This is a genomic window from Sporomusa termitida (assembly GCF_007641255.1).
GTDB lineage: Bacteria > Bacillota > Negativicutes > Sporomusales > Sporomusaceae > Sporomusa > Sporomusa termitida.
Map to the genome: position 1 here is coordinate 413358 of NZ_CP036259.1, position 23934 is coordinate 437291.

Annotated in this window: 16 protein-coding genes, 2 tRNA genes, 4 rRNA genes and 1 riboswitch; of the genes, 21 read left to right on the top strand and 1 reads right to left on the bottom strand. The window is 49.1% G+C overall.

The features are described from left to right. Window positions 1–4: 4 nt before the first annotated feature. The 5 genes from SPTER_RS01830 (at window position 5) to cobO (ending at window position 4738) form a co-directional block, all read left to right on the top strand. A complete protein-coding gene (locus SPTER_RS01830; RefSeq protein WP_144348798.1) occupies window positions 5–1423 on the top strand; it encodes an outer membrane protein assembly factor BamB family protein in 1419 nt (472 codons plus the stop codon). A 63-nt stretch (window positions 1424–1486) separates the two neighbouring features. After that, entirely contained in the window at window positions 1487–2164 is a 678-nt protein-coding gene (locus SPTER_RS01835) for an ABC transporter ATP-binding protein (protein ID WP_144348799.1), read from the top strand. 262 nt (window positions 2165–2426) lie between these two features. Further along, window positions 2427–2870: a flavodoxin gene (locus SPTER_RS01840; RefSeq protein ID WP_144348800.1), complete on the top strand. Its 444-nt coding sequence runs from the start codon at window positions 2427–2429 to the stop codon at window positions 2868–2870. A gap of 77 nt (window positions 2871–2947) precedes the next feature. Beyond that, window positions 2948–3128, top strand: a riboswitch (cobalamin riboswitch). Between the two features lie 475 nt (window positions 3129–3603). Further along, a complete protein-coding gene (locus SPTER_RS01845; RefSeq protein ID WP_170233102.1) occupies window positions 3604–4101 on the top strand; it encodes an HD-GYP domain-containing protein in 498 nt (165 codons plus the stop codon). A gap of 103 nt (window positions 4102–4204) precedes the next feature. Then, on the top strand, window positions 4205–4738 hold the full coding sequence (gene cobO / locus SPTER_RS01850) for a cob(I)yrinic acid a,c-diamide adenosyltransferase (protein ID WP_144348802.1): 534 nt from the start codon (window positions 4205–4207) through the stop codon (window positions 4736–4738). On the opposite strand, the gene SPTER_RS01855 is transcribed toward cobO, so the two are convergent. Continuing rightward, window positions 4735–6498 (bottom strand): ABC transporter ATP-binding protein/permease, encoded by a 1764-nt coding sequence (locus SPTER_RS01855; protein ID WP_144348803.1) that lies wholly within the window; start codon window positions 6496–6498, stop codon window positions 4735–4737. The genes cobO and SPTER_RS01855 overlap by 4 nt on opposite strands. A gap of 146 nt (window positions 6499–6644) precedes the next feature. Between SPTER_RS01855 and SPTER_RS01860 the strand changes: the two genes are divergently transcribed. From SPTER_RS01860 to SPTER_RS01925, 16 genes are all read left to right on the top strand, one after another. Next, on the top strand, window positions 6645–7604 hold the full coding sequence (locus tag SPTER_RS01860) for an ABC transporter substrate-binding protein (protein WP_144348804.1): 960 nt from the start codon (window positions 6645–6647) through the stop codon (window positions 7602–7604). 651 nt (window positions 7605–8255) lie between these two features. Then, window positions 8256–9908: ribosomal RNA gene (locus SPTER_RS01865) — 16S ribosomal RNA — on the top strand. A gap of 171 nt (window positions 9909–10079) precedes the next feature. Then, a tRNA-Ala gene (locus SPTER_RS01870) sits at window positions 10080–10155 on the top strand. Window positions 10156–10271: 116 nt separating this feature from the next. Beyond that, window positions 10272–10385 (top strand): 5S ribosomal RNA (gene rrf, locus SPTER_RS25815). Between the two features lie 339 nt (window positions 10386–10724). After that, window positions 10725–14063 (top strand): 23S ribosomal RNA (locus SPTER_RS01875). A gap of 263 nt (window positions 14064–14326) precedes the next feature. After that, window positions 14327–14402 (top strand) — tRNA-Asn (locus tag SPTER_RS01880). A gap of 197 nt (window positions 14403–14599) precedes the next feature. Beyond that, window positions 14600–14754, top strand: a 5S ribosomal RNA gene (gene rrf, locus SPTER_RS01885). The 16S, 23S and 5S rRNA genes sit together here with 2 tRNA genes alongside, the layout of an rRNA operon. Before the next feature lie 525 nt (window positions 14755–15279). Next, on the top strand, window positions 15280–15414 hold the full coding sequence (locus SPTER_RS25545; RefSeq protein ID WP_281289489.1) for a hypothetical protein: 135 nt from the start codon (window positions 15280–15282) through the stop codon (window positions 15412–15414). A gap of 29 nt (window positions 15415–15443) precedes the next feature. After that, the gene (locus tag SPTER_RS25550) at window positions 15444–15803 is read left to right on the top strand and encodes a hypothetical protein (RefSeq protein ID WP_144348805.1); all 360 of its coding nucleotides are present in this window, start codon (window positions 15444–15446) and stop codon (window positions 15801–15803) included. Between the two features lie 14 nt (window positions 15804–15817). Continuing rightward, window positions 15818–16090, top strand: coding sequence for a methyl-accepting chemotaxis protein (locus SPTER_RS25175; RefSeq protein WP_144348806.1), 273 nt, complete (start codon window positions 15818–15820; stop codon window positions 16088–16090). 65 nt (window positions 16091–16155) lie between these two features. Continuing rightward, window positions 16156–17289 (top strand): uroporphyrinogen decarboxylase family protein, encoded by a 1134-nt coding sequence (locus tag SPTER_RS01900; RefSeq protein ID WP_144348807.1) that lies wholly within the window; start codon window positions 16156–16158, stop codon window positions 17287–17289. 118 nt (window positions 17290–17407) lie between these two features. After that, window positions 17408–18868, top strand: coding sequence for a sigma-54 interaction domain-containing protein (locus tag SPTER_RS01905; protein ID WP_246105441.1), 1461 nt, complete (start codon window positions 17408–17410; stop codon window positions 18866–18868). 314 nt (window positions 18869–19182) lie between these two features. After that, window positions 19183–20757: an acyl CoA:acetate/3-ketoacid CoA transferase gene (locus tag SPTER_RS01910; protein ID WP_144348808.1), complete on the top strand. Its 1575-nt coding sequence runs from the start codon at window positions 19183–19185 to the stop codon at window positions 20755–20757. Between the two features lie 6 nt (window positions 20758–20763). Next, window positions 20764–21909, top strand: coding sequence for an acyl-CoA dehydrogenase family protein (locus SPTER_RS01915; protein WP_144348809.1), 1146 nt, complete (start codon window positions 20764–20766; stop codon window positions 21907–21909). A 30-nt stretch (window positions 21910–21939) separates the two neighbouring features. Next, window positions 21940–23079 (top strand): acyl-CoA dehydrogenase family protein, encoded by a 1140-nt coding sequence (locus SPTER_RS01920; RefSeq protein ID WP_144348810.1) that lies wholly within the window; start codon window positions 21940–21942, stop codon window positions 23077–23079. Between the two features lie 72 nt (window positions 23080–23151). Further along, complete coding sequence (locus SPTER_RS01925) at window positions 23152–23928, top strand: electron transfer flavoprotein subunit beta/FixA family protein (protein ID WP_144348811.1); 777 nt, start codon at window positions 23152–23154, stop codon at window positions 23926–23928. The last annotated feature ends 6 nt before the right edge of the window (window positions 23929–23934 follow it).

The following is a 23934-nucleotide window of genomic DNA, read 5'->3' on the forward strand; positions in this document are numbered from 1 at the left end:
ATACATGAAAAAGCTGCAAACCGCGGGCTTTATTTTACTGTTCCTGGTAACCTTATACCTTTTGGCAAGCCATATTTTTGATAATGCTGCTTCCGGGCCGGCGTTATCATCCAGGCAGACCGGGACACAAACCGGTGCTTTTGTACAAGTGGCCGACATTTCGCTGGGAAAAGTAGAAGTACATAATTTTCAGAGGATGGGTTTCACGAAAGGGTTTATCAAGTTTTCACCAGATAGCCGGAATTTGGCCATTGGCACTGAGAACGGTGAACTGATGCTGCTCAATCTCAAGGGACAGGTACTGTGGCGCAAAAATATGGGATTAGGTAAGTTATCGGCCTTGGAATTCTCGCCGGACAACCGGTATTTGTATATTGGCGAAACCAGTCAACAGGGATACCTGCTGTGCATAAACCGGGAGGATGGCCGGGAAATCTGGCGGCAGTCCAGTGTCGGCGAACTGGGGGTCAATATTCAGGATAAAACCTATCCTGGTATTATCGCTGTCAGGAGTGATGCGAACGGGATGGTGTACGCAGTCGGGCAGCGTTATATCCGTTATGCCGACGGGCGAAATGAGTACCGGGGCCGCATTTATAAATTTAATGCCGCAGGGGTGCGGCAGGCAATTTTTCCGGTTGACCACAATCTGGACGCCTGGGTCAGCTGGGTAAGCGTCGATGCCGGCGGCAGCAGGGCAGCCTTTGGTACGGCAAATTGGGACGAGGGCTCAACTAACCGCTATACAGACAGCATGTACTGCCTGGACGGGGCATTGCGGCAAATTCTGTGGAGTACAGAGATTCCCCCGGCTCCGCCCTATCAGAACACAACCATGCGCAGCAGCCCGGAGTTTGCGCCCAGCGGCAGGCATGTTGCCGGTGTGGCCAGCGATGGCCGGTGTTTTTTGTATGACGGCCAAGGCCATGAATTGTGGTTCCGAACCATCAGCCAGCCGCAGAAAGTAGGCGGGGTGTATATAAATGCTGTCGGTAATTATGTGCATCTTACCGAAGAGCATGCTGCGTTTACAACAGGCAATACCTACAACCGGGCTAACTGGCAGCTGCCGACACCGGTAGAACATCCAGGCTCTAACAGTGTATTTGTTTTCGATCTGTCAGGCAAGCTTGTCAGTCGTTATAAACTGGGCGGCATGGTCGAGCAAATCAGTGGCACAGAACAGACAATGGCCATTGCTATCGGCCGTAATGTCCGGTCCCGGGATGTCGGGGTGCATGGTTTGTATCTTTTATCCCTGCCTGACGCCCGGCTGCTTGATTATGCTGCTACTACCGGCCCTTGCGTAGGGTCGGCCATCAGTCCGGACGGACGTTATGCTGCGGGGGTGGAAGCCCCATTGCAGTTAGATGATGGTCAGGTCATAGGTGCATATCGTTTGTTATTGTTGCAAAGAAATTAGTTGCACCTGGCCCGGAGCTGGTACGACAGGGCGCTAATAAGGCTAAATAAGGGAGGGCTTGATATGACGATCGCCTTGGTAGATGTAAGGAAAGCATATAACATTGGTGGCAGTGAGGTATTTGCCCTGGCCGGGGTTAACCTGACCATCCCAACCGGGGAATTTACCGCGATTATGGGACCTGAGGGTTCGGGTAAATCAACACTTATGAATATCTTAGGCTGCCGGGACCGGCCGACCATTGGCTCCTATACCCTGGACGGCCAGGAAATCACAGCCCTGAACGATGTTGCATTAGCTGCCACCCGGAACCAGAAAATTGGTTTTGTGTATCAGCACTTTAACCTGTTGCCGCGCATGTCGGCTTTACAGAACACTACGCTGCCATTGATCTACGCCGGCGTTGATAAACAAGAACGCTACGAGCGGGCCGAACAGGCGCTGCTGACGGTAGGACTGGGTAAAAATATGCGGCAGCGCCCACATGAAATGACCGGCGGTCAACGACAGCGCGTGGCCATTGCTCAGGCACTTGTTAATAATCCGTCCATTATTCTGGCTGATGAACCGACCGGCAATCTGGATACTAAAGCAGGTAATGAAATTATTGATGTTTTTAGCCGTCTTAATCAGCAGGGCCACACCGTTGTCATCGTCACCAATGCCGCTGAGATTGCCCGGCGCACAGGCCGTGTTATTCATGTGTGCAATGGGCGTATTTTAGGGGAGGAGAGCGTGTGAAGCCCCGTAAATCCAGCCATTTCCGGGGAAAAACGCCGGGCGTGGCTGGATTTACGGGATTGTTTACAATTTAAAATAAATAATAAATTAAGCACTGGGAGATATTGACTAAAAGGTAGTTTAGCGTTATATTAATGATAAAGATTATCATTTTCACTAATAAGATTTATATGTGGAGGTGAGCAGCAGCTAAACTAAAAGCTTTGGCTGATATTTTTTTGACAAGTGATGAGAATCTATTTCAATTATGGAGGGATTAAGCATGAAAAAGCTAGCTGTTATTTATTGGAGTGGTACAGGGAATACTGAGCAAATGGCTGTGGCCGTAGCGGACGGTGCTAAAAGCAATGCCGGGGTTAGTGTTGAATTAATTGCTGTCAATAATGCGAATAAAAATAGTGTTATTGAAGCCGATGCCGTTGCTTTAGGCTGCCCGTCCATGGGGGATGAGGTGCTGGAAGAGACTGAAATGGAGCCATTTGTAACAACCTTACAGGCCGCTGAGTTAACCGGCAAGCCGCTGGCTTTATTTGGTTCCTACGGCTGGGGCGACGGACAGTGGATGCGGGATTGGGAAGAAAGAATGAAGGGTCTTGGGGCGCAGTTGGTCGCAGACGGCTTGATTGTTCAGGAAAGTCCTGATGAACAGGGGCTTGGCCAGTGCAAAGAGCTGGGGGCAAAATTAGCCCAGGCGGCAGTAAAATAATAATCTGACAGATAGTTATTGACAGATTTTTGGCTACATGCTACATTTAATTTAAAGTTAGAGCAGATACATATAACAATTTAATATTTGAGACAGGTGCCCGCAAGGGCTTAATAGGGAAGAACGGTGTAAAACCGGCGCGGTCCCGCCACTGTAATGGGGAGTAGACCCAAGATATACCACTGAGACTAAGTCTTGGGAAGGTTTGGGCGAGCGATGATCCAGAGCCAGGAGAACTGCCTGTCTGACAGTCACCGTTTTACCCACGTGCGATGGGCAGGGGATTACTATGAGAATCACTTAGTAAGACAAATTGCTTTTTTTCAGTTCGACCCTCCCGCATTTTTCAAGGGAGGGTTTCTTTATTACGCTCAAAGATGAATCGTCCGACTATTTACTTAAGACTGATTTGATTGAGTGGCCGGTTGCTCTATACATATGCCGTGAGTCTTGTCTGAACTGTACGGTAAAATGTTTGTTACCGGTGTAGTGTCCCAGGACAAAACTCCTGAGCCAGGCTCAGGAGTTTTGTTTTCCGGATGGCAAGCTTGACCTTCCGGATACGGGCCTGCTGTGTTTACTGCCGTGGGGTTTGATCGCATCAGGGTGAGCGGGTTATACTAATAAAATATAACATAGGGACGGTGCAAATAAAATGCAAAAAGTCGCTAGCTTACTGTCGCTTCTTGGAAAACATGATCCCAGTACCCTTAGTCATTGCCAGAGTGTTGCCATGCAAATGTTTGAATGGGCAGCCTGTATGGATTTTTCTGAGCGGGAAATGCAAAAATCCCTGACCTGCGGCATGGTGCATGATATCGGGAAGCTATGCTTATCCAGTACAATCCTGAACAAAGCTGAACCATTATCAGAGCATGAAGAAACGATGGTTAAATTCCATCCTCTCTATGGTGAAGCAATCCTGAATGCCATGGGGTTAGCGGAAATCAGCCGGGTTATTCGCTATCACCGTGACCGCTATGATGGCTGTGGATCACCGGACGGTCTTAAAGAAGCCGAACTTCCCTTTTTAAGCCGAATGCTTGCTGTTTGTGATGCCTTTGACGAAATGACAAACAGACGGCAGGAAACTAGCCGGAATTTAAATACTCAGCAGGCTTTGCAGGCAATAAAACGCTGTGCCGGTACCCGGTTTGATCCTTGGTTGTGTCAGCAATTTAACAGTTATATGGAAAGAATAGAAGCAACAAGGGATGAGTATCTTAGCTGAAGCATTGTTACCGTAAGCCAGAGCAGCAGGAGAATAGGTTGCTGGCGGGAAATATAAGTGAAAGCTATGATAAGGAAATGACATACACGAAGGGGCGGAGAGTATGAAAGAGCGCCACGGATTAATTATTGTAAACACCGGCAATGGTAAAGGAAAAACAACAGCGGCGTTAGGGCTGGGAATGCGGGCCTGGGGGCAGGGTTTTAAAGTACTTGTCTTACAATTTATTAAAGGCAATTGGAAATACGGCGAATTACAGGCTGCGGCGAGGATGGGGGAAGATTTTGTCATTCGTCAGTTAGGTGAGGGGTTTGTACGGCATGCTAAAGACGATGCGTTGGCCGATCATAAAGATGCGGCTGCAGACGCACTCCTTGACGCCAGGGAAGAAATGTTCGCCGGCAAGTGGGATATGATTATTCTGGATGAAATTAACTATGCTATTAAATACGGCCTGGTTCCGATAGCGGAAGTATTAGCACTGCTGGCAGCAAAACCCCAGCCGCTGCACCTTGTGCTCACCGGCCGGGATGCTCTGCCGGAAATTATTGATAAGGCTGATTTAGTTACAGAAATGAAAGAAATTAAGCATCCTTATAAAAAGGGAATACTTGCCCAAAAGGGGATAGAATTTTAGCTGTAGTTAGCGAACCACGTCCCGGTACCTGCTGCTGATAGTTGGTCAGAACAATGCCATAAGCCGGTTTCTTCTAAATGTAATATCCACCGGTGATAGGCTTTCAGGGTGCCCCGGTGGCCGATACTGATGAAAGCTGTTTGCGGTAGTTTTTCTTTGAGAGTCCGATACATAGCCTGCTCCATTCTGGTATCAATACAGGAGGTTGTTTCATCGAGAAACAGCCATTCAGGCTGATGCAGTATGGCCCGGGCAATGGAAAGCCGCTGAAGCTCACCCATGGAAAGTAGTCTTGACCAGTCTGCTTCCCGGTCCAGGTGTTGCTGCAGTGAGCATAAACCACAAATTGTCAGCAGTTCCTTGAGTGTCAGGTTAGGTACATTTGTCAGGCTGTGCGGGTATAAAATAGCTTTGCGGAGTGAACCAATAGGTAAGTAGGGTTTTTGGGGCAGAAACAGCATTTTTTCTGCTGGCGGTAAAGTGATTTTCCCAGCAAAAAACGGCCATATGCCTGACAATGTCTTTAGTAATGTGGTTTTCCCACAGCCGGAAGGGCCGGTAATAAGAATGCTTTCTCCCGGTTTTAGCTCCAGTGTCAAATTGTTTATTAAAATCTGACCTGCGGGCGATAATACTGTAAGGTTTTTCATCGCAACAGTTTTATACTTGTTTGATGTAAAGACTGCCGGTCGTGGTTTGGTTTCCCTATGACTGGCAGCCAGCTGGGTGTAGAATTCTCTTAAGCGGTCCGTGACTGCCTGCCACTGCGCTATTTTACCAAAGCTGTCGATCAGGTACGAAAGGGCAGAGTGCACATACCAGTATGCGCCTGATATCTCAAATAATTGGCCAAGCAGTAATTCGCCATTGAAATACCGGGGCGAGGCAATCAGGAAGGCAAAAACGATGGATAACTGGGAATAAATTGATGATATCCAGGTAATTGTTCTGGTCGTTTTAATTATAGACAGATAAGTAGCAACAATCCGGGCCAGGTGCTGCATTAAATTAACTTTTTCCTGCTGATCCCCTTTATAGAGGGCAACACATTCACCATATTCCTGCAGACGGATTAGGCAATAGCGGAAATCAGCCTCATTGCTTTGCTGAACATTACTTTGCCTCATCAGCGGGTGGCCTGCCTGCACGGTGATCCATGTCCCGCACGCAGAATAAATTAAGGCTGCTAAAACCAGATAACCGGGAAGAATAAATTCAGTGCCGGCCAGGGAAACGGTGATCTCACCGGACAAATGCCACAATACAGCGGCGAATACTGTGAGCGATATAATCTGACGCAAAAAGCCTGTTGCCAGTTCTAAGGAGTGAGTGACAAACAAATTAATATCTTCGCCAATTCGCTGATCCGGGTTGTCAACAGGATCAGGGTGTACACTCATACGAAAATAGGTTTGGTTATGCAGCCACAAGCTAATATATTTATCTGTTATCCACTGACGCCAGCGTATCTGCAGCATCATTTTAAAATGCGTCTGGCTGCCTGAAGCTGCAACCAATACCAGCGACAGAATAATAAATTGTGTTAAAGAGGTTGTAAAGCCGGGATAACTGAGTTGTTGCAAGTTTGTATAAAAGCCTACCTGCCAGCTGTTAAGCTGCATAGTTAATAAAACGATCAGCCCGGTACAAATAATAAGTGCACAGGTTAGAGCCCAAGCCTGTAAGCTTGCTGATGACCACCAATAGGACAACAATACTCTTATTAAATTGCCATTGGTTTTGGCGGCAGAGTTGATCATAGTTTTCCTCCTCCCAGGGCAGGACAAATGACCTCGCAAAAAGCAGGTATGGCATTTATATGCCCCTGTGGGTATAGATATGTAAGCAAATGCAGGAAGAATTGCAATACTATATTATGATGCAGCTAAATTTTAGGAGGTGCGAGATGAAGCGTCGGGCAGCTACCGGCCTATTGATAGCAATTCTAAGTTATATTTTTTTGCTTACTACCGGCTGTGGCAACAGTCCCAGGGAGCAGACCCCACCGCCGCTTGGGGGCTACAGCGTGACAGATAGTCACGGGTATGTTGCCAAACTGGCCCATAAACCGCAGCGGCTAGTGTCTTTAACCATTGGTACAGATGAAATGCTGACAGGACTTGTGCCAGCTGAGCGGATTGCAGCCCTGACATATTTAGCGGATGACAGCAGTATTTCCAATATTTCCGAAACTGCTAAGCAGGTTCCAGGCAAGATACGCGCTAATGCCGAAAGTGTGGTGGCCATGTCGCCTGATTTGGTTATCACGGCCGATTGGCAGGCTATTGAGCTTATTCAAAGCATAAGAGATGTTGGCATTGCTGTATATGTATATAAAACACCGAATAATATTGCCGAAGTTAAGCAGGTAATCAGTGAACTTGCCCATGTTGTCGGTGAGGAAGCGGCAGGAGCCAGAATTATAGCCGATATGGAGGCCGAGCTTCTGGCGACCGGCAGGATAATCGAGCAGGTGCCGCCTGATAAGCGGCAGGTTGTTGTTAACTATTCCTTAATGGGCGGTATGGGGGGGAAAGGCAGTATGTTTGAGGATCTGTGCCGGTATGCCGGTGTCATCGATGGTGCGGCCAGTGTAGGGCTTAACAAAGACGGTCTGCTAGCCAAAGAACAGATTATTAAAATAAACCCGGACATTCTTCTGACCCCGGACTGGGATTACACCGGTAAAACAGATTTTAAGCAGTTTGCCACTGATTTAGAGAATGATCTGGCATTACGGCAGATAAAAGCTATCGCCAACAAGAAGCTTGTTCAGATTCCTGACCGCTATGTATATTCTACATCGCAATACATAGTTTACGGGGTTTCCAGGATGGCTAAGGCCGCCTATCCGCAATACTTCTGACTGAACAGTATAAGTGCAGCAGATGAAAAAGTTTGGGCAGATGGTTGACAATATTATTATTGCTGGCTATTATATAAAAGTCGCTTGTCGATAACAGGTAGTAAATGTTGTAAATAGTAATAAATACTTTAAAAACATATTGACAATGCTAAAATCAATATGTTAATATGTAAAAGTCGTCACAAAGCGACAATGTACCAAATGATACCAGGTTAATGTATCATTCCGGTACGTCCCGTGACACTAGCGCATCCGTGCGCGTCGGTCACAGACAAAGCGTATCGTCCTGATACGCCCGTGACACTAGTGCATCCATGCGCGTCGGTCCCGGGCAAAGCGTATCGTCCATGATACGCCCGTGACACTAGCGCATCCATGCGCGTCGGTCCCGGGCAAAGCGTATCGTCCATGATACGCCCGTGACACTAGCGCATCCATGCGCGTCGGTCACAGACAAAGCGTATCGTCCTGATACGTCTGTGATCCTAGCGCATCCATGCGCGTCGTTCCCTGAAAACTGAACAATGTAAAGAAATGCATCATACAAATGCCAGATGTGCGGTGTGCTACTTGCAGCACAAGCAAAACAAATTTGATTTAATTGAGCCGATAAACGGCTTCAATATATATAGTCGTAACCGACTATGCACTTTATTGGAGAGTTTGATCCTGGCTCAGGACGAACGCTGGCGGCGTGCCTAACACATGCAAGTCGAACGGAGCAGTTAGCAATAACTACTTAGTGGCGAACGGGTGAGTAACGCGTAGACAACCTGCCTCTTAGCTGGGGACAACACCGCGAAAGTGGTGCTAATACCGAATGTGGTAACTCGGTTGCATAACAGAGTTAAGAAAGATGGCCACTCTAAAGAAGCTATCGCTAAGAGATGGGTCTGCGTCTGATTAGCTGGTTGGTGAGGTAACGGCTCACCAAGGCGACGATCAGTAGCCGGTCTGAGAGGATGAACGGCCACACTGGGACTGAGACACGGCCCAGACTCCTACGGGAGGCAGCAGTGGGGAATCTTCCGCAATGGACGAAAGTCTGACGGAGCAACGCCGCGTGAGTGAAGAAGGCCTTCGGGTCGTAAAGCTCTGTCGTTTGGGACGAACGTGGTCTATGTGAATAATGTAGACTAATGACGGTACCAAAGGAGGAAGCCACGGCTAACTACGTGCCAGCAGCCGCGGTAATACGTAGGTGGCAAGCGTTGTCCGGAATTATTGGGCGTAAAGGGCGTGTAGGTGGCCTGGTAAGTCGTGTGTCTAAGTGCGAAGCTTAACTTCGTATGGGCGCAGGAAACTGTCAGGCTTGAGTGCAGGAGAGGAAAGTGGAATTCCCAGTGTAGCGGTGAAATGCGTAGATATTGGGAGGAACACCAGTGGCGAAGGCGACTTTCTGGACTGTGTCTGACACTGAGGCGCGAAAGCCAGGGGAGCGAACGGGATTAGATACCCCGGTAGTCCTGGCCGTAAACGATGGGTACTAGGTGTAGAGGGTATCGACCCCTTCTGTGCCGGAGTTAACGCAATAAGTACCCCGCCTGGGGAGTACGGCCGCAAGGTTGAAACTCAAAGGAATTGACGGGGGCCCGCACAAGCGGTGGAGTATGTGGTTTAATTCGACGCAACGCGAAGAACCTTACCAGGGCTTGACATTGAGCGAAAGGTTCAGAGATGAATCCCTATCTACGGATACGCGAAAACAGGTGGTGCATGGCTGTCGTCAGCTCGTGTCGTGAGATGTTGGGTTAAGTCCCGCAACGAGCGCAACCCTTATCCTTTGTTGCCAGCGCGTAAAGGCGGGAACTCAAGGGAGACTGCCGCAGAGAATGCGGAGGAAGGCGGGGATGACGTCAAGTCATCATGCCCCTTATGTCCTGGGCTACACACGTACTACAATGGGCTTAAACAAAGCGAAGCAAACCTGCGAAGGCAAGCGAAACGCAGAAATAAGCTCTCAGTTCGGATCGGAGGCTGCAACTCGCCTCCGTGAAGTCGGAATCGCTAGTAATCGCAGGTCAGCATACTGCGGTGAATACGTTCCCGGGCCTTGTACACACCGCCCGTCACACCACGAAAGTCAGTCACACCCGAAGCCGGTGGGGTAACCGGTTTGGATGTTAGACGTTAGAAATTGGATATTGGAAAAAAAGAATACGAAGTAATCGATAAAAAGTCCAATAGCCAACGTCCAGGGTCTAACATCCAAACAGGAACTAGCCGTCTAAGGTGGGGCCGATGATTGGGGTGAAGTCGTAACAAGGTAGCCGTATCGGAAGGTGCGGCTGGATCACCTCCTTTCTAGGGAGAACCGTTTGGGGTAACCCCTAAACTACTTCCAAGGTCGGTACATCTTGGCAGATGCACAGCATTTACATTGTTTGGTTTTGAGGGAATGGTCGTGTTACCAAAAGTTACTTGTGGCAATACACAAGCAACAATGATAATATAGATCTTCCTGAAACAAACTATGGGGGTATAGCTCAGCTGGGAGAGCGCTTGAATGGCATTCAAGAGGTCAGCAGTTCGATCCTGCTTATCTCCACCACAAATCCAGTGACGATAGCTGTGGGCAAGAGGAAGGTACTCACGTACCTCTGAATTGTACACTGTATGTTCTATGACGCAATAAGAGTCTTCGTAGAAACCATGAGATATTAGATATCTAGTGGCGATAAGACGTTTGACCTGTTCCGCATACCGAACACAGTAATTAAGCCCACAAACGCCGAAGGTACTTGGCTGGAAACGGCCCGGGAGATTAGGAAGTTGCTGGTTCTGGAACAAAAACTAGCACAATCTACTTGTTGAAATATACAAGTGGCTGTGATAAAGATAGATGTTCCGATGTTCCTTGAAAACTGCACAGAAGAAAGCAAAAGTAAAGTATGCTTCTTAAAAGTAATTTTGAGAAGAGCAACTTAACGAAGCGCAATTAGGATTTATTTAAACAAACTTAGAATTAGCATAAGCTAAGTTTAAGTTGAGGCGGAGACTGGCTAGAAGGTGTCAGCTGCTAGGCGCCCCGGAAACCCGAGCCGTGCCGCGTACTCGCGTACGCAAACAATCGGGTTGAGGAGCAACAACGCAGATGGCGGCTTATAGGCAGTTGCAGCAAGTCAAGTTAGTAAGGGCATACGGTGGATGCCTAGGCGCCAAGAGCCGAAGAAGGACGCGGTAAGCTGCGAAAAGTCATGGGGAGCCGCAAGCAGGCCCTGATCCATGAATATCCGAATGGGGGAACCCAATGGTGGTCATGCACCATTACCTGACTCCGGTTAGGAGGGCACCCGGGGAACTGAAACATCTAAGTACCCGGAGGAAAAGTAATCAAACGAGATTCCCTAAGTAGCGGCGAGCGAACGGGGAAGAGCCCAAACCAGTGGACTTCGGTCGACTGGGGTTGAGGACTGACAACAAACAAACGAGCTCTAGCCGAATCATCTGGAAAGATGAGTCACAGAAGGTAACAACCCTGTAGGCGAAAGAGAGAGTTTGCGGGTCAGAATCCAGAGTACCACGGGACACGAGGAACCCTGTGGGAAGCAGGGGGGACCACCCTCCAAGGCAAAATACTCGTGGCGACCGATAGCGCATAGTACCGTGAGGGAAAGGTGAAAAGCACCCCGGGAGGGGAGTGAAAAAGAACCTGAAACCGTATGCCTACAAGCAGTCGAAGGCCCGTATGAGGCTGACGGCGTGCCTATTGAAGAATGAACCGGCGAGTTACAGTATCCAGCAAGGTTAAGTGGCAGACACGGAGCCGAAGCGAAAGCGAGTCTAAAGAGGGCGAAAGTTGGATAATGTAGACCCGAAACCGCAGTGATCTATCCATGGCCAGGTTGAAGCGCAGGTAAAAATGCGTGGAGGACCGAACCCGTGAGCGTTGAAAAGCTTTGGGATGAGTTGTGGATAGGGGTGAAATGCCAATCGAACGCGGAGATAGCTGGTTCTCCCCGAAATAGCTTTAGGGCTAGCCTCAGGAAATAAGTACAGACGGTAGAGCACTGATAGGGCTAGGGGCCTAATGGGTTACTGAACCTTGTCAAACTACGAATGGATGTACTCGAACCCTGGGAGTCAGACTACGAGTGATAAGACCCGTGGTCAAGAGGGAAACAGCCCAGACCATCAGCTAAGGTCCCGAATGCCGTACTAAGTGGCAAAGGATGTGGAGATACAAAAACAACCAGGATGTTGGCTTAGAAGCAGCCACCATTGAAAGAGTGCGTAATAGCTCACTGGTCGAGTGTCGCTGCGCCGAAGATGTCCGGGGCTAAAGTACGGAACCGAAGCTATGGCTTTTTGGATGTTGGACTTTGGACATTGGACGTTAGAAAAGGACGTGTAAAAAGTGTCATATGAGAACTTAGAAATATATAAGTTAGCCTATGAACTGGCTTTAAAAACACACAAACTAACGACAAACTTTCCGAAACATGAAACCTGCGAAATAGGAAGCCAGTTGCGAAGGGCGGCTGTATCCATAGTGCTAAACCTAGCGGAAGGATATGGACGCAAAGAGCATCAACAAGATTTAAAAAACTTCCTGATAACAGCAGTAGGCTCATGCAACGAGACAACCGTTTTAATCAAAATGGTGAGAGATTTGGGATATATAAGTGAAGAAGAGAGCAAAGAGATGCTCAATTCTTACGAGCGCTTGGGAAAACAGACCAACAAATTTATCCAAGCAATAAAAAATCCAAAATCCAGCGTCTAAAGTCCAACATCCAAAAGGGGTAGGGGAGCGTTCTATACACGAAGAAGGTATACCGTAAGGAGTGCTGGAGAGTATAGAAGTGAGAATGCCGGTATGAGTAGCGAAAAGACAAGTGAGAATCTTGTCCACCGAAAGCCTAAGGATTTCTGAGGAAGGATCGTCCGCTCAGAGTTAGTCGGGCCCTAAGCCGAGGCGAAAAGCGTAGGCGATGGACAACTGGTAAAAAGTCCAGTACCACCTGGAATCGATTGAGCGAGGGAGTGACACAGGAGGGTAGGCAAGCGCGAGGATGGAAATTCGCGTCTAAGCTTGTAGGGTGCATCACAGGCAAATCCGTGATGCTAAAACCTGAGGAGTGATGGGCAGCTGTTAGAGATAATGGCGAAATTGCTGATCCCAGACTGTCAAGAAAAGCTTCTAGTGAGAGACCAGGTGCCCGTACCGTAAACCGACACAGGTAGGCGGGGAGAGAATCCTAAGGTGCGCGGGAGAACCCTCGTTAAGGAACTCGGCAAAATGTCCCCGTAACTTCGGGAAAAGGGGAGCTTGTAAACCGTGTAGATCAGAAGCGAACGAAGCGGGAATGAGTTGCAAAAAAGAGGCCCAAGCGACTGTTTACCACAAACACAGGTGCCTGCTAAAGCGAAAGCTGACGTATAGGTGCTGACACCTGCCCGGTGCCGGAAGGTTAAGAGGAGAGCTTAGAGCAATCGAAGGTTTGAATTGAAGCCCCGGTAAACGGCGGCCGTAACTATAACGGTCCTAAGGTAGCGAAATTCCTTGTCGGGTAAGTTCCGACCCGCACGAAAGGTGTAACGACTTGGGCACTGTCTCAACGAGGGACCCGGTGAAATTGAAATACCTGTGAAGATGCAGGTTACCCGCGACTGGACAGAAAGACCCCATGGAGCTTTACTGCAACCTGACATTGAGTTTTGGTAAATGATGTACAGGATAGGTGGGAGACAGGGAAGTGCGGACGCAAGTCTGTATGGAGTCGATGTTGGGATACCACCCTTTATTTACTGGAGTTCTAACTCAAGGAGTAACGAAACTGAGGACAGTGTCAGGCGGGCAGTTTGACTGGGGCGGTCGCCTCCGAAAGAGTAACGGAGGCGCCCAAAGGTTCCCTCAGCGCGGCTGGAAATCGCGCGAAGAGTGTAAAGGCAGAAGGGAGCTTGACTGCAAGACAGACAAGTCGAGCAGGGACGAAAGTCGGGCTTAGTGATCCGGTGGTACCGAGTGGAAGGGCCATCGCTCAACGGATAAAAGCTACCCTGGGGATAACAGGCTAATCTCTCCCAAGAGTCCATATCGACGGGGAGGTTTGGCACCTCGATGTCGGCTCATCACATCCTGGGGCTGAAGTAGGTCCCAAGGGTTGGGCTGTTCGCCCATTAAAGTGGTACGTGAGCTGGGTTCAGAACGTCGTGAGACAGTTCGGTCCCTATCCATCGCGGGCGTAAGAGACTTGAAGGGAACTGCTCCTAGTACGAGAGGACCGGAGTGGACGGACCGCTGGTGTACCAGTTATCCCGCCAGGGGTAGAGCTGGGTAGCTACGTCCGGAAAGGATAAACGCTGAAAGCATCTAAGCGTGAAACCAGCCTTAAGATGAGGTCTGTCATTCGCAAGAAGTAAGGCCCCTTGAAGAAGACAAGGTAGATAGGCCAGGAGTGGAAGTGGAGCAATTCATGGAGCGGACTGGTACTAATAGGCCGAGGACTTGACTTAAACCCTCGTTTGCACGACGTGCAAACATAAGCAGCGAACCAGCTTGCCGCGAGCCGAAAGGCGAACCGGGAAGTTGCGTGAGTCGCTTAGTTAGAGCGGAGCGATAACATCCATAATGTATGTTGTAACTCCGAACTGGCAACCAGTAAATTACTATTGCGCAAATCTTTCTTCTGTGAAGTTTTCAGGGAATGATGATGTCAGTATTTGCAAGTTGAAAAACAACGAGTGAATAGGATAATATATAGTTCCGTGAGAAATATTCCTCGATAGCTCAGTTGGTAGAGCAATCGGCTGTTAACCGATCGGTCGTAGGTTCGAGTCCTACTCGAGGAGCCAATTTCATTTAAGGCTCAGACAGTTTAGAGTATTCCATATGCTAGGCGGAAGGAGGACGTGACCGTAGTCGTACTGGGAAGTACGTCGGAGGGAACGCCCGGACTGACAACAACGCAGATGGGATGCTATCAACTGTCGTAACTCGGCTGTTGACCGATCGGTCGCTAGTTCGAGTCCTACTCGAGGAGCCATACATATCCAGTGACGATAGCTGTGGGAAAGAGGAAGGTACTCACGTACCTCTGAATTGTACACTGCATGTCCTATGTCGTAATAAGAGTCTGCAGTTAAGCCCACAAACGCCGAAGGTACTTGGCTGGAAACGGCCCGGGAAATTAGGAAGTTGCTGGTTAAATTAAACACCTACTAAATGTAGGTGTTTTTTTATTGCCATAAAATTTAGATCTTCAGAGTACCCAGGGGACAGCGTTCTGATTACAAATGCTATCAAAGCAGTGAAGGTTACAAATTTGGTTTGTTCATATTGTGCGGGCCGGCGGCTAGGCTTACCTTGCAGCAGGAATGACATCTATCCTCACCAATCCTCCTGACTAACGACATAGCCCAGTTTGTAGTGTAGCTAAAAACCTGAATATAAAAAATAGGAATTTGACTGGAGTTTTCGGTAATGTACCTTTTTAGGTACATTGCCGTTTTTAAAACTCTTAAAAAATGTTGCAAAATAGTAACATACAAACATTACTAAGGCGGCTAAAATGCCGGTATGTTTGATGTATTCTCAATTTTAAGATATTGGCATAGAAATTGCTTATATATCAATAGAGGTGTGAATTATTTTGTACTCGTGTCTTGACCATGTTAGATGTTAGATAATGTGGTCAAGACACTAGGAATAGTTAAAGGAGCATAGCTGATTATGACGTTGGACGAGATTATTAGCTCAGCCGAATTCTTCCGGGATCTTAATGCCTTCGACTGTTCTGTCATGGTATGTGATCCTCAGGGAAAATTCTTCATTATGTACCGGCTGCCACGTTCCATGCCAATGTAAAGATTGGTGAGATCGCACAGGGTGGAGCAATGTCTGAATGCATTAAAAGCAAACAAAAGGTCGTTAAAGCGGTGCCCAAAGAGGTATACGGTATTCCGGTAAAGGCGATTATTAAACCCGTATTTGCTGAGAATAACGAGTTTATTGGTCTTGTTGGTACTGCCATCAGCATGCATACCCACGAGGTTTTGCAAAATGTTGCTCATACAATTGCTGCGACTACGCAGCAACTGAGTGTAACCTCGGAGAACCTTACGGTATCTGCCGCCAGACTGGCGGCAGATTTAACCCAGGTACGAATCGGAGGGGAAAGGGTATTGGCTGATATCAATAAAACGACAAATATTTTGCGATTTGTTAGTGAGATTGCCGCCAACTCCATTTATTAGGTCTTAATGCCGCCATTGAGGCGGCCAGAGCCGGCGATCATGGCCGGGGTTTCGCTGTGGTCGCTGAAGAAATCCGCAAGATGGCTGTTAATAGCAGCAATTCGGTCAAAGATATTGCCGGCATTTTAAAAACAATTCAGCATGATACCAGTTATGTTGTTGACACATTAGCCAAAACTGCCGAGCTGGGCACCCTTCAGGCAGCAGCCACCAGTGAGATTTCAGTATCAATGCAGCAATTAGCCTCAACCGCCGGGGACGTGCAAAGGGTGGCTGAGACGGTTTAGAGGGCTTTGTAATTATAGGCAGTAAAAAAATATATATATAAAATCTAAATTGGGAGTGAAGTTAAATGGCTGATGTAATGACAGCAGAAGAAAGAATGGTAGCAACAATTAATCTTGAACCGGTGGACCGGGTGGTCTGTGCACCGATCATCGAACAATATGCCGGCCAGTTTGTAGGGATGCCCAACAAAGAATTTCTCTGGGATTGGGATAAGGCCCAGGACGCTATGCAAAAAGTCTGGGAGGCTTTTCCCGTTTGGGACAGCAATGCATATATGCTGCACGGACGGATTGGGCCGGTGGCGACTAAATGCGGCCCGGGGCGTTTCAAGATGCCGGGGGTGGAGCTGGAGGATAATGCCCAGTATCAGATCCATGAATACGAAGCAATGACCCGCGAGGACTATCCTCTGCTCAAAGAAAAGGGCTGGGCGGAATTCCGGATGATATTTTTGGAGCGGGCCCATCAGGTCAGCCGGGAAGAAGTAGTAAAGGGCATGCAGGAAATGGCCCGGCTGCGTCAGGATGAGATTGACCGTTCCCTGGCCCGCGGGCAGAGTATGACCTGGGGGGCAATTATGGGGACGATTCCCTTTGATGCCCTGTCGATAGTCCGTTCAATGGACCGGTTTTATAAGGATATGTTCCAAATCGGCGACCAAATAGAAGAATTATTGTGGATTGTCAATGATGCTGTTATTGCCGGCAGTGAAGCTGCTGTGAAAGCAACCGGCGTCAACCGGGTATTTGTCGGCGGGGTCAGGGGTTCGGGGCAATTCATCGGCAAGAAACATTTTGAACGGTTTGTCTGGCCGCAGCTTAAAGTGATGGTAAATCGTCTGGTAGAAAAAAACATTGTTCCTATCCTCCATTTTGATGCCGACTGGACAAAAAATCTGGAATACTTCCTGGATTTGCCGAAAGGAAAGTTTGTGCTTGAACTGGACAGTGCCACCGATATTTTTAAAGCTCACGAAATCCTGAAAGGCCACTGCTCAATTAAGGGGGATGTAAGTGCGTCATTATTTACGGTGGCTGCCCCGAGTGAACTGGATGAGTATGCGAAAAAGCTGATTAATACCTTCCGCAACGGTGAAGGGCTGATGTACTCATCAGGCTGCAACCTGCCAATGAATGCCAAACATGAAAATGTTAAAGCCTTCTTTGATGCTGTGGAGAAATACGGAAGATATAATTAGTACTATTGACTGCAAAACAGTTTCACTTAGCGAGGTGAGACTGTTTTTGCCTTTTTTCCGCCATTGTTCAACTATTCGAAATAGATGGATTAGAAGGAATAATGTTGATTTATGTCGAATGATGCGAAAGAAAAAAGCAGAGAGGGTGATGCGATTGCCGCGTAAATCCCGGAAAGCAGGGCATAATTATCAGTTTTCCAAACAGAATCTAGACCGCCTTTTTGATATGCTACCCAATCCGATATTTGTAACTGACAGGCATGGCAATGTGCTGCTCTCTAATTCTACGACTGCATTGACAATGGACATGTCGGTGGATCAGCTGTTAAAATCCAATGTGCGCGACCTTGTCAGCAATGGCTATTATACTAAATCCTATGCACTGGAAGCAGCGGAAAAAAAATGTGTGATTAAAGGGGAACTAACCACCAAACTTAATTTTAAGCAGCTTTCAACAAGTACACCGATCCTGGATGAGGATGGAAATGTTATCCTGGTGCTCACAACCGGGAGATCGATTGATCCTGGCAATATGTGCAGCAGCCCGGAAAAACGTGAACTGCTTAATCGCCGCAAGCGCGAGGTTGAGTATTTGCGCAGCTATGTCCTGGACAGGGATACTGTGGTCGCCGAAAGCAAGTCTATGCGCCAGCTGTTGCTGCAGGCCCATACTGTCGCCCAGACCGACAGTACTGTTGTCCTGCATGGTGAGACAGGTACAGGCAAGGAAATCCTGGCTAAGTACCTGCACCGGCACAGCAAACGGGCCGGTGAGGCGTTTATTGCCGTTAATTGTGCCACTTTGCCTGAACATCTGGTGGAATCGGAGCTGTTTGGTTATGAAAAAGGGGCGTTTACCGGGGCCAGTGCAGACGGAAAAATAGGCTTATTCGAAGCTGCCCATCGCGGTACCCTGTTTCTGGATGAGATTGCCGAAATGCCACTGTCCCTTCAGTCGAAGCTGCTGCGGGTTTTGGAGACATACGAAGTAAGGCGTCTGGGCAGTCACGTGAACCGGAAGCTGGATTTCAGGCTGATTGCGGCAACCCATAAGGATTTGCACAAGATGACTGTTGATGGGACTTTTCGAACGGACTTGTTTTATCGTCTTAATGTTATTCCCCTGCAGCTGCCACCGCTTAGAGACAGACCGGAAGACATTGTGGCGTTGTCTTTTAAGTTCTTTGAGGATTTTAAAAAAAAATACGGACCGGAAGTCCAACTGATGCCTGATACCTTAAGTTCGTTGCAAAAATACAACTGGCCGGGTAATGTCCGTGAATTAAGAAATGTGGTTGAACGGCTGGTTATCAGCAGCCTGCAGAATTATCCCTCAGAACAGCTGCTGGATGACAATAAGGTTTATGAGTTGGGCTCTCAATATGATCCGTTCCGGTTAGCCGGACTGAATGGCACCCTGAAGCAAGTAACGCGGGCTGTGGAAGAACGGTACATATATCAGGTGCTGAATGAGTGCGGGGGCCGGATGGGGGAAGCGGCTGAACGGCTAGGCATTTACCGGACGGTATTGTACCGGAAATTAAAGTCTTTTGAGAAAGAGAGAAACGAAAAAAATTAGCAGGCGTAACTGGGTGTGCTGCTTAGGTACATCCAGTTATTTATTTTGCCTGTTTCGCCTGCCAGTGGCCTCGCGGCCAGCTGCAAGCAAGGCAAACAGGGGGCAGCTTAATTGAATGTACCTAATTAGGTACATTCAATTTTTTAAATTTTATAAATTGTTGCAAAAAAGGTACTTAAAACCTCCCGGGAGATTAACTCCTGACCGAAATCCCGGCTAATTCCGCCGGCATTTTGCTCTATATTGTTATTGGCACAAAATTTGCTTATACATTATTTGTGACAATGGTTAAAAACAGAAAGGGGAGATTTATCATGTCAAAAGTTATAACCGCCGATCAGGCTGCGGCTTTGATTCCCGACGGCGCAACCGTGGCTGCGACCGGGTTTGGTCTGGCCGCCTGGGCTGAAGAGGTTGCGCAGGCTATTGAAAAGAGATTTGTGGAAACCGGTCATCCCCGGAATATAACGCTGACCCATGCTTCGGCAATCGGTGACTGGAAAGAGCGGGGGACAACCCGCCTGGGGAAAGAGGGGCTTGTCAAGCGGTGGATCGGCGCGCATATCGGCTCATCGGCCGGAATGTCCAAACTGCTGGCGGAAAACAAGATGGAGGCGTACTGCCTGCCACAGGGGGTCATTGTGCAATTGTTCCGGGAAATCGCCGCTAAGCGGCCGGGCCTTATTACAAAAGTCGGCCTGGGAACGTTTGTTGATCCCCGGGTGGATGGCGCTAAAATGAACTCGGCAACAACGGAGGATACTATAAAAGTTGTGGAGTTTGAAGGCGAAGAGTGGCTCTTCTATAAGACTTTCCCTATTAATATAGCCATTATCAGAGGGACGACCGTTGATGAACATGGCAACCTGACGATGGAGAAAGAGGGCGTGTTTATGGAAGCGCTGCCCTTGGCCCAGGCAACCAAAAACTCCGGCGGTATTGTTATTGTGCAGGCTGAATATCTGGCTAAAGCCGGCTCCTTGCATCCCAAACAGGTAAAAGTCCCGGGTATCCTGGTTGATCATATTGTGGTAGCAACCAAACCGGAGAGCTGCTGGCAGACCGAAGGCCTGTACTTCAATCCTGCTTTTGCCGGTGATATCAAAGTGCCGTTAAACAGCATCCCTGAGCTGCCTATGGATGAACGGAAAATTATTGCCCGCCGGGCAGCCCTGGAATTAGCGCCTAATACCATTGTGAACTTAGGTGTGGGCATTCCCAGCGATGTTGCCGCGATTGCCGCGGAAGAGAACCTGACAGAGCTGCTGACTTTAACTACCGAAGCCGGCGGCATCGGCGGGGTTCCGGCCAGTATACCCCATTTCGGCCATTCTTATAATGGCGAGGCTGTAGTCGAGCACCATGCCCAATTTGACTATTACGACGGCGGCGGCATTGATGTGGCTTTCCTGGGGCTGGCGCAAACAGATAAAGACGGTAATGTAAATGTAAGCAAGTTCAAAGGCCGGCCGATGGGCTGCGGCGGTTTTATCAATATCACCCAGAGTTCCAAGAAAGTAGTGTATTGTGGTTCTTTTACCGCCGGCGGTCTGGAGGTTGCCGTCCAGGATGGCAAGCTGGCCGTTCTTAAGGAAGGCAAAAATAAAAAATTTATCGACATGGTTGAACAGATTACTTTTAGTGGCAAATATGCGCAAAAAGTCGGGCAGCCGGTGGTTTATATCACGGAACGGGCCGTATTTATCCTGAAAAATGGGCAAATGACCCTGACTGAAATTGCCCCCGGCATTGACCTGGAAAAGGACGTCCTGGCGCTTATGGACTTTAAACCTGTCATTTCGCCGGCTTTAAAAACGATGGACAGCGGGATTTTCGCGCCTAAATGGGGACAGCTTAGACAACTTGTCGAAGCCAAAACGAAAGGGTGATAAAACATGGTTGATATGACACTTACCCCGCAGCAGCAGCAATTGCAGCAGGTGGCCAGGGAGTTTACGGCCGAGCATATTATCCCGGTCGCCGAGGAATGGGATGCCAGAGGGGAATTTCATGAATTTATTCTGGCTGAGGTTAAAAAGGCCGGCTTAAATTGTATGGCAATACCGGTAGAGTATGGTGGTCCCGGTTACGACGCCGTTACTCAGGCTGTTGTTGTTGAAGAATGGGGTTATGGCTGCGCCGCTTTTGCGACGACCCTGGGCGGTAACGGACTGAGTTCTTATCCGCTGGCCATTGCCGGCACGGAAGAGCAAAAGAAATTATATTACGGCCGGCTGGTGGCCGGCGGTATGGGCGGCTTTGCCCTAACTGAGCCGGGGGCGGGTTCCGATGCGGGTGCCTGCGCGACCACTGCCAAGCTGGAAGGTAATGAGTGGGTGCTGAACGGGACAAAATGCTTTGCCACTACTTGCGGCTATGCTGATATCATGGTTATATTTGCGTCCACCGATCCCGGCAAAGGGGTTAAAGGCCTTAGTGCGTTTATTGTGGAGAAAGAGCGCGAGGGGGTTATTATCGGGGCTGTTGAACACAAGATGGGTATCCGCAGCTCCAATACGGTGGAGATTATCCTCAAGAATGTGAGGATTCCGCAGGACCATCTGCTGGGTAAAGAAGGCGAAGGCATGAAGCTGGCCATGAAAACCCTGGATATGGCCAGACCGATTGTGGCTTCTATGGCGGTGGGGATTGCCCGCCGGGCTCTTGAGGCGGCCCTTACCTATGCTAAAGAATTCCTGGACATTAATGGCAAGCCTATCGGTACTCATCAGGCTGTTGCTTTTAAACTGGCCGATATGGCAACCCAGGTGGAGGCTGCCAGGCAGCTGGTCCGTAATGCCCTCCGGCTGAAGGATGCCGGCGTGCCCTATACCAAGGAAGCCGCCATGGCCAAGACTTACGCCACCGATACTGCGATGCGGGTGACCGCGGAAGCTGTGGAACTGATGGGACATTATGGCTATTCCCGCGATTCCTTTGTGGAAAAGCTGATGCGTGATGCCAAGGTTACTCAGATTTATGAAGGCACTAATCAGGTTCAGCGGATTGTTATATCCGGGCTGCTGCTCAATTCTAAATAAGCGGCGGCAGAAAGAAGAGGAGGGGTACGCATGAGTTATCCATTAACAGAAGAGCAACAACTGATTCAGCAGAATGCCCGGGAATTTGCGCAAGAGTACGTGGAACCGGCAGCAGCCGGGATTGACAGCACAGGCGTATATCCGGCAGAAATAGTGCAAAAAATGGCCGAACATGATTTCCTCGGCATTTTTATGCCCGGTGAGTATGGCGGGGCGGAGGCCGGCTATCTCAGCTATACCTTGCTGGTCGAGGAAATATCACGGGTGAGCGGTGCTGTGGCGGCTATCCTCATTAACCATGCCTCGCTGGCGGCCTATGCCATTAACAGGTATGGTTCGGCTGAACAGAAACAAAACTATTTGCCTTTTTTGGGCAACGGACAGAAACTGGGGGCTTTTGCCCTGAGTGAGCCGGGGGCGGCGCCGGGAGCGGGCGCGCAGCGGGTTGTGGCGGTTAAAGACGGCGACAGCTACATCCTGAATGGCCGTAAATGCTATGTTGCCAACGGTGGCGCCGCCGGTATTTATATTGTCTTTGCCCTGACCAACCCGGAAGCCGGGGCTAAGGGAATAAGTGCTTTTATTGTTGACGGCAAGACTGCCGGCCTGGCGGTAGCCAGGACTATCGGCAAAATGGGGCTCCGTGGCTGCCCGTCGGCCGAGTTAAGCCTGGAGAATGTCAGGGTTCCGGCCGCTAACCTGTTAGGGCCGGAAGGAGCTGGGCTGACAATTGCCCTGGCAGCCCAGGCTGCTGCCAGTGTGGCGGAAGCCGCCATGGTGATTGGTATTGCCCAGGCCGCCATGGAGGATGCCGTCAAATACGGCAAACAAAGAATCCAGTTCCGCCGCCCCATTGCCAGTTTTCCTGCCATTCAGACCATGCTGGCCGAGATGGCTACCAACATTCATTTGGCCCGGCTGGCAGTGTATGATGCAGCCAAGCTGATTGAAAATGAAGCAGCCTTTACGACGGAAGCGGCGATGATAAAACTGTTTGCCGCCCGGATCGGACAAAGCGCATTGATTGATGTGATTCAGATTGAAGGCGGTTATGGCTACAGCCAGGAAATGGTTGTATCCCGGCTGTACCGCGATGTTAAGGGCGCAATTATTAAGGAAAGCTCCGTCGATTTTCCCGAGAAAGCAATCGTCGAAGCTTTGCTTGCCTAATGTTTAAGTAACCTGAAATATTGACAAAGAGAGGGTGCCGCACCCTCTCTGCCAAGAAGAAAGGGGAAAATCATGCAAAAGCTTCTTGTCTGCTACAAGTGGGTATTAGACGAACAAGACATTAAAATTACCGGGGATTTGTCCCTCGACACCAGCAAGGCCAAGTACAAAATCAGCGATTATGACAAAAATGCAATCGAAGCGGGCGCACTCTTGGCAGAACAGCACGGAGTCGCCGTTGAAGCCCTCACTTTTGGGAATGCTGCGGTAAAGCAGTCGCTGAAGGATGCATTGTCCCGGGGTTTGGACAAAGTGTTCTGGATTGGCGATGCGGCGGCAGAACAGGCAGATGCTTTTGTGACCGCCAACGTATTGGCAGCCGCTATCAAAAAAGCCGGACAATTTGCTCTTATTCTTTGCGGAGAAGGCAGCGCCGATGCTTACAGCCAGCAGACAGCCTCCCGGCTGGCGGTTTTACTTGGCATACCGGCCATTACCTTTGTTCAGCAGTTAAGCATCACTGACGGCAAGGTTACGGCTATCCGTAAACTGGGCGATTGCACGGAAGCGGTGACAGTTACCGGCCCGGCAGTGATCAGTGTTTTGCCGGAAATCAACAAACCACGGATACCGGGCCTTAAACAGGTTATGGGGGCTGCTAAGAAACCTGCGGCAGAATGGAAGCTGAATGACCTGGGGCTTGCTGCCGGCGACCTGACGCCGAAGGTGCGCAAATTGTCGGTACAAGGTTATGTTATGGACCGGAAAAAGGTCATCTTCAAGGAAGCTGATCAGGCCGATAATGTTGCCAAATTAGTTGCCAGCCTTGCCCAAGAGGGCCTGTGCTAGAGGAAA

Coding starts and splice junctions, on each gene's coding strand:
- SPTER_RS25550 (WP_144348805.1), top strand. CDS start 15,444: ATGTCTGAATGCATTAAAAGCAAACAAAAGGTCGTTAAAGCGGTGCCC.
- SPTER_RS01830 (WP_144348798.1), top strand. CDS start 5: ATGAAAAAGCTGCAAACCGCGGGCTTTATTTTACTGTTCCTGGTAACC.
- SPTER_RS01905 (WP_246105441.1), top strand. CDS start 17,408: ATGATGCGAAAGAAAAAAGCAGAGAGGGTGATGCGATTGCCGCGTAAA.
- SPTER_RS01860 (WP_144348804.1), top strand. CDS start 6,645: ATGAAGCGTCGGGCAGCTACCGGCCTATTGATAGCAATTCTAAGTTAT.
- SPTER_RS01845 (WP_170233102.1), top strand. CDS start 3,604: ATGCAAATGTTTGAATGGGCAGCCTGTATGGATTTTTCTGAGCGGGAA.
- SPTER_RS01915 (WP_144348809.1), top strand. CDS start 20,764: ATGGTTGATATGACACTTACCCCGCAGCAGCAGCAATTGCAGCAGGTG.
- SPTER_RS01855 (WP_144348803.1), bottom strand. CDS start 6,498: ATGATCAACTCTGCCGCCAAAACCAATGGCAATTTAATAAGAGTATTG.
- cobO (WP_144348802.1), top strand. CDS start 4,205: ATGAAAGAGCGCCACGGATTAATTATTGTAAACACCGGCAATGGTAAA.
- SPTER_RS01925 (WP_144348811.1), top strand. CDS start 23,152: ATGCAAAAGCTTCTTGTCTGCTACAAGTGGGTATTAGACGAACAAGAC.
- SPTER_RS01920 (WP_144348810.1), top strand. CDS start 21,940: ATGAGTTATCCATTAACAGAAGAGCAACAACTGATTCAGCAGAATGCC.
- SPTER_RS01835 (WP_144348799.1), top strand. CDS start 1,487: ATGACGATCGCCTTGGTAGATGTAAGGAAAGCATATAACATTGGTGGC.
- SPTER_RS01900 (WP_144348807.1), top strand. CDS start 16,156: ATGGCTGATGTAATGACAGCAGAAGAAAGAATGGTAGCAACAATTAAT.
- SPTER_RS01840 (WP_144348800.1), top strand. CDS start 2,427: ATGAAAAAGCTAGCTGTTATTTATTGGAGTGGTACAGGGAATACTGAG.
- SPTER_RS01910 (WP_144348808.1), top strand. CDS start 19,183: ATGTCAAAAGTTATAACCGCCGATCAGGCTGCGGCTTTGATTCCCGAC.
- SPTER_RS25545 (WP_281289489.1), top strand. CDS start 15,280: ATGACGTTGGACGAGATTATTAGCTCAGCCGAATTCTTCCGGGATCTT.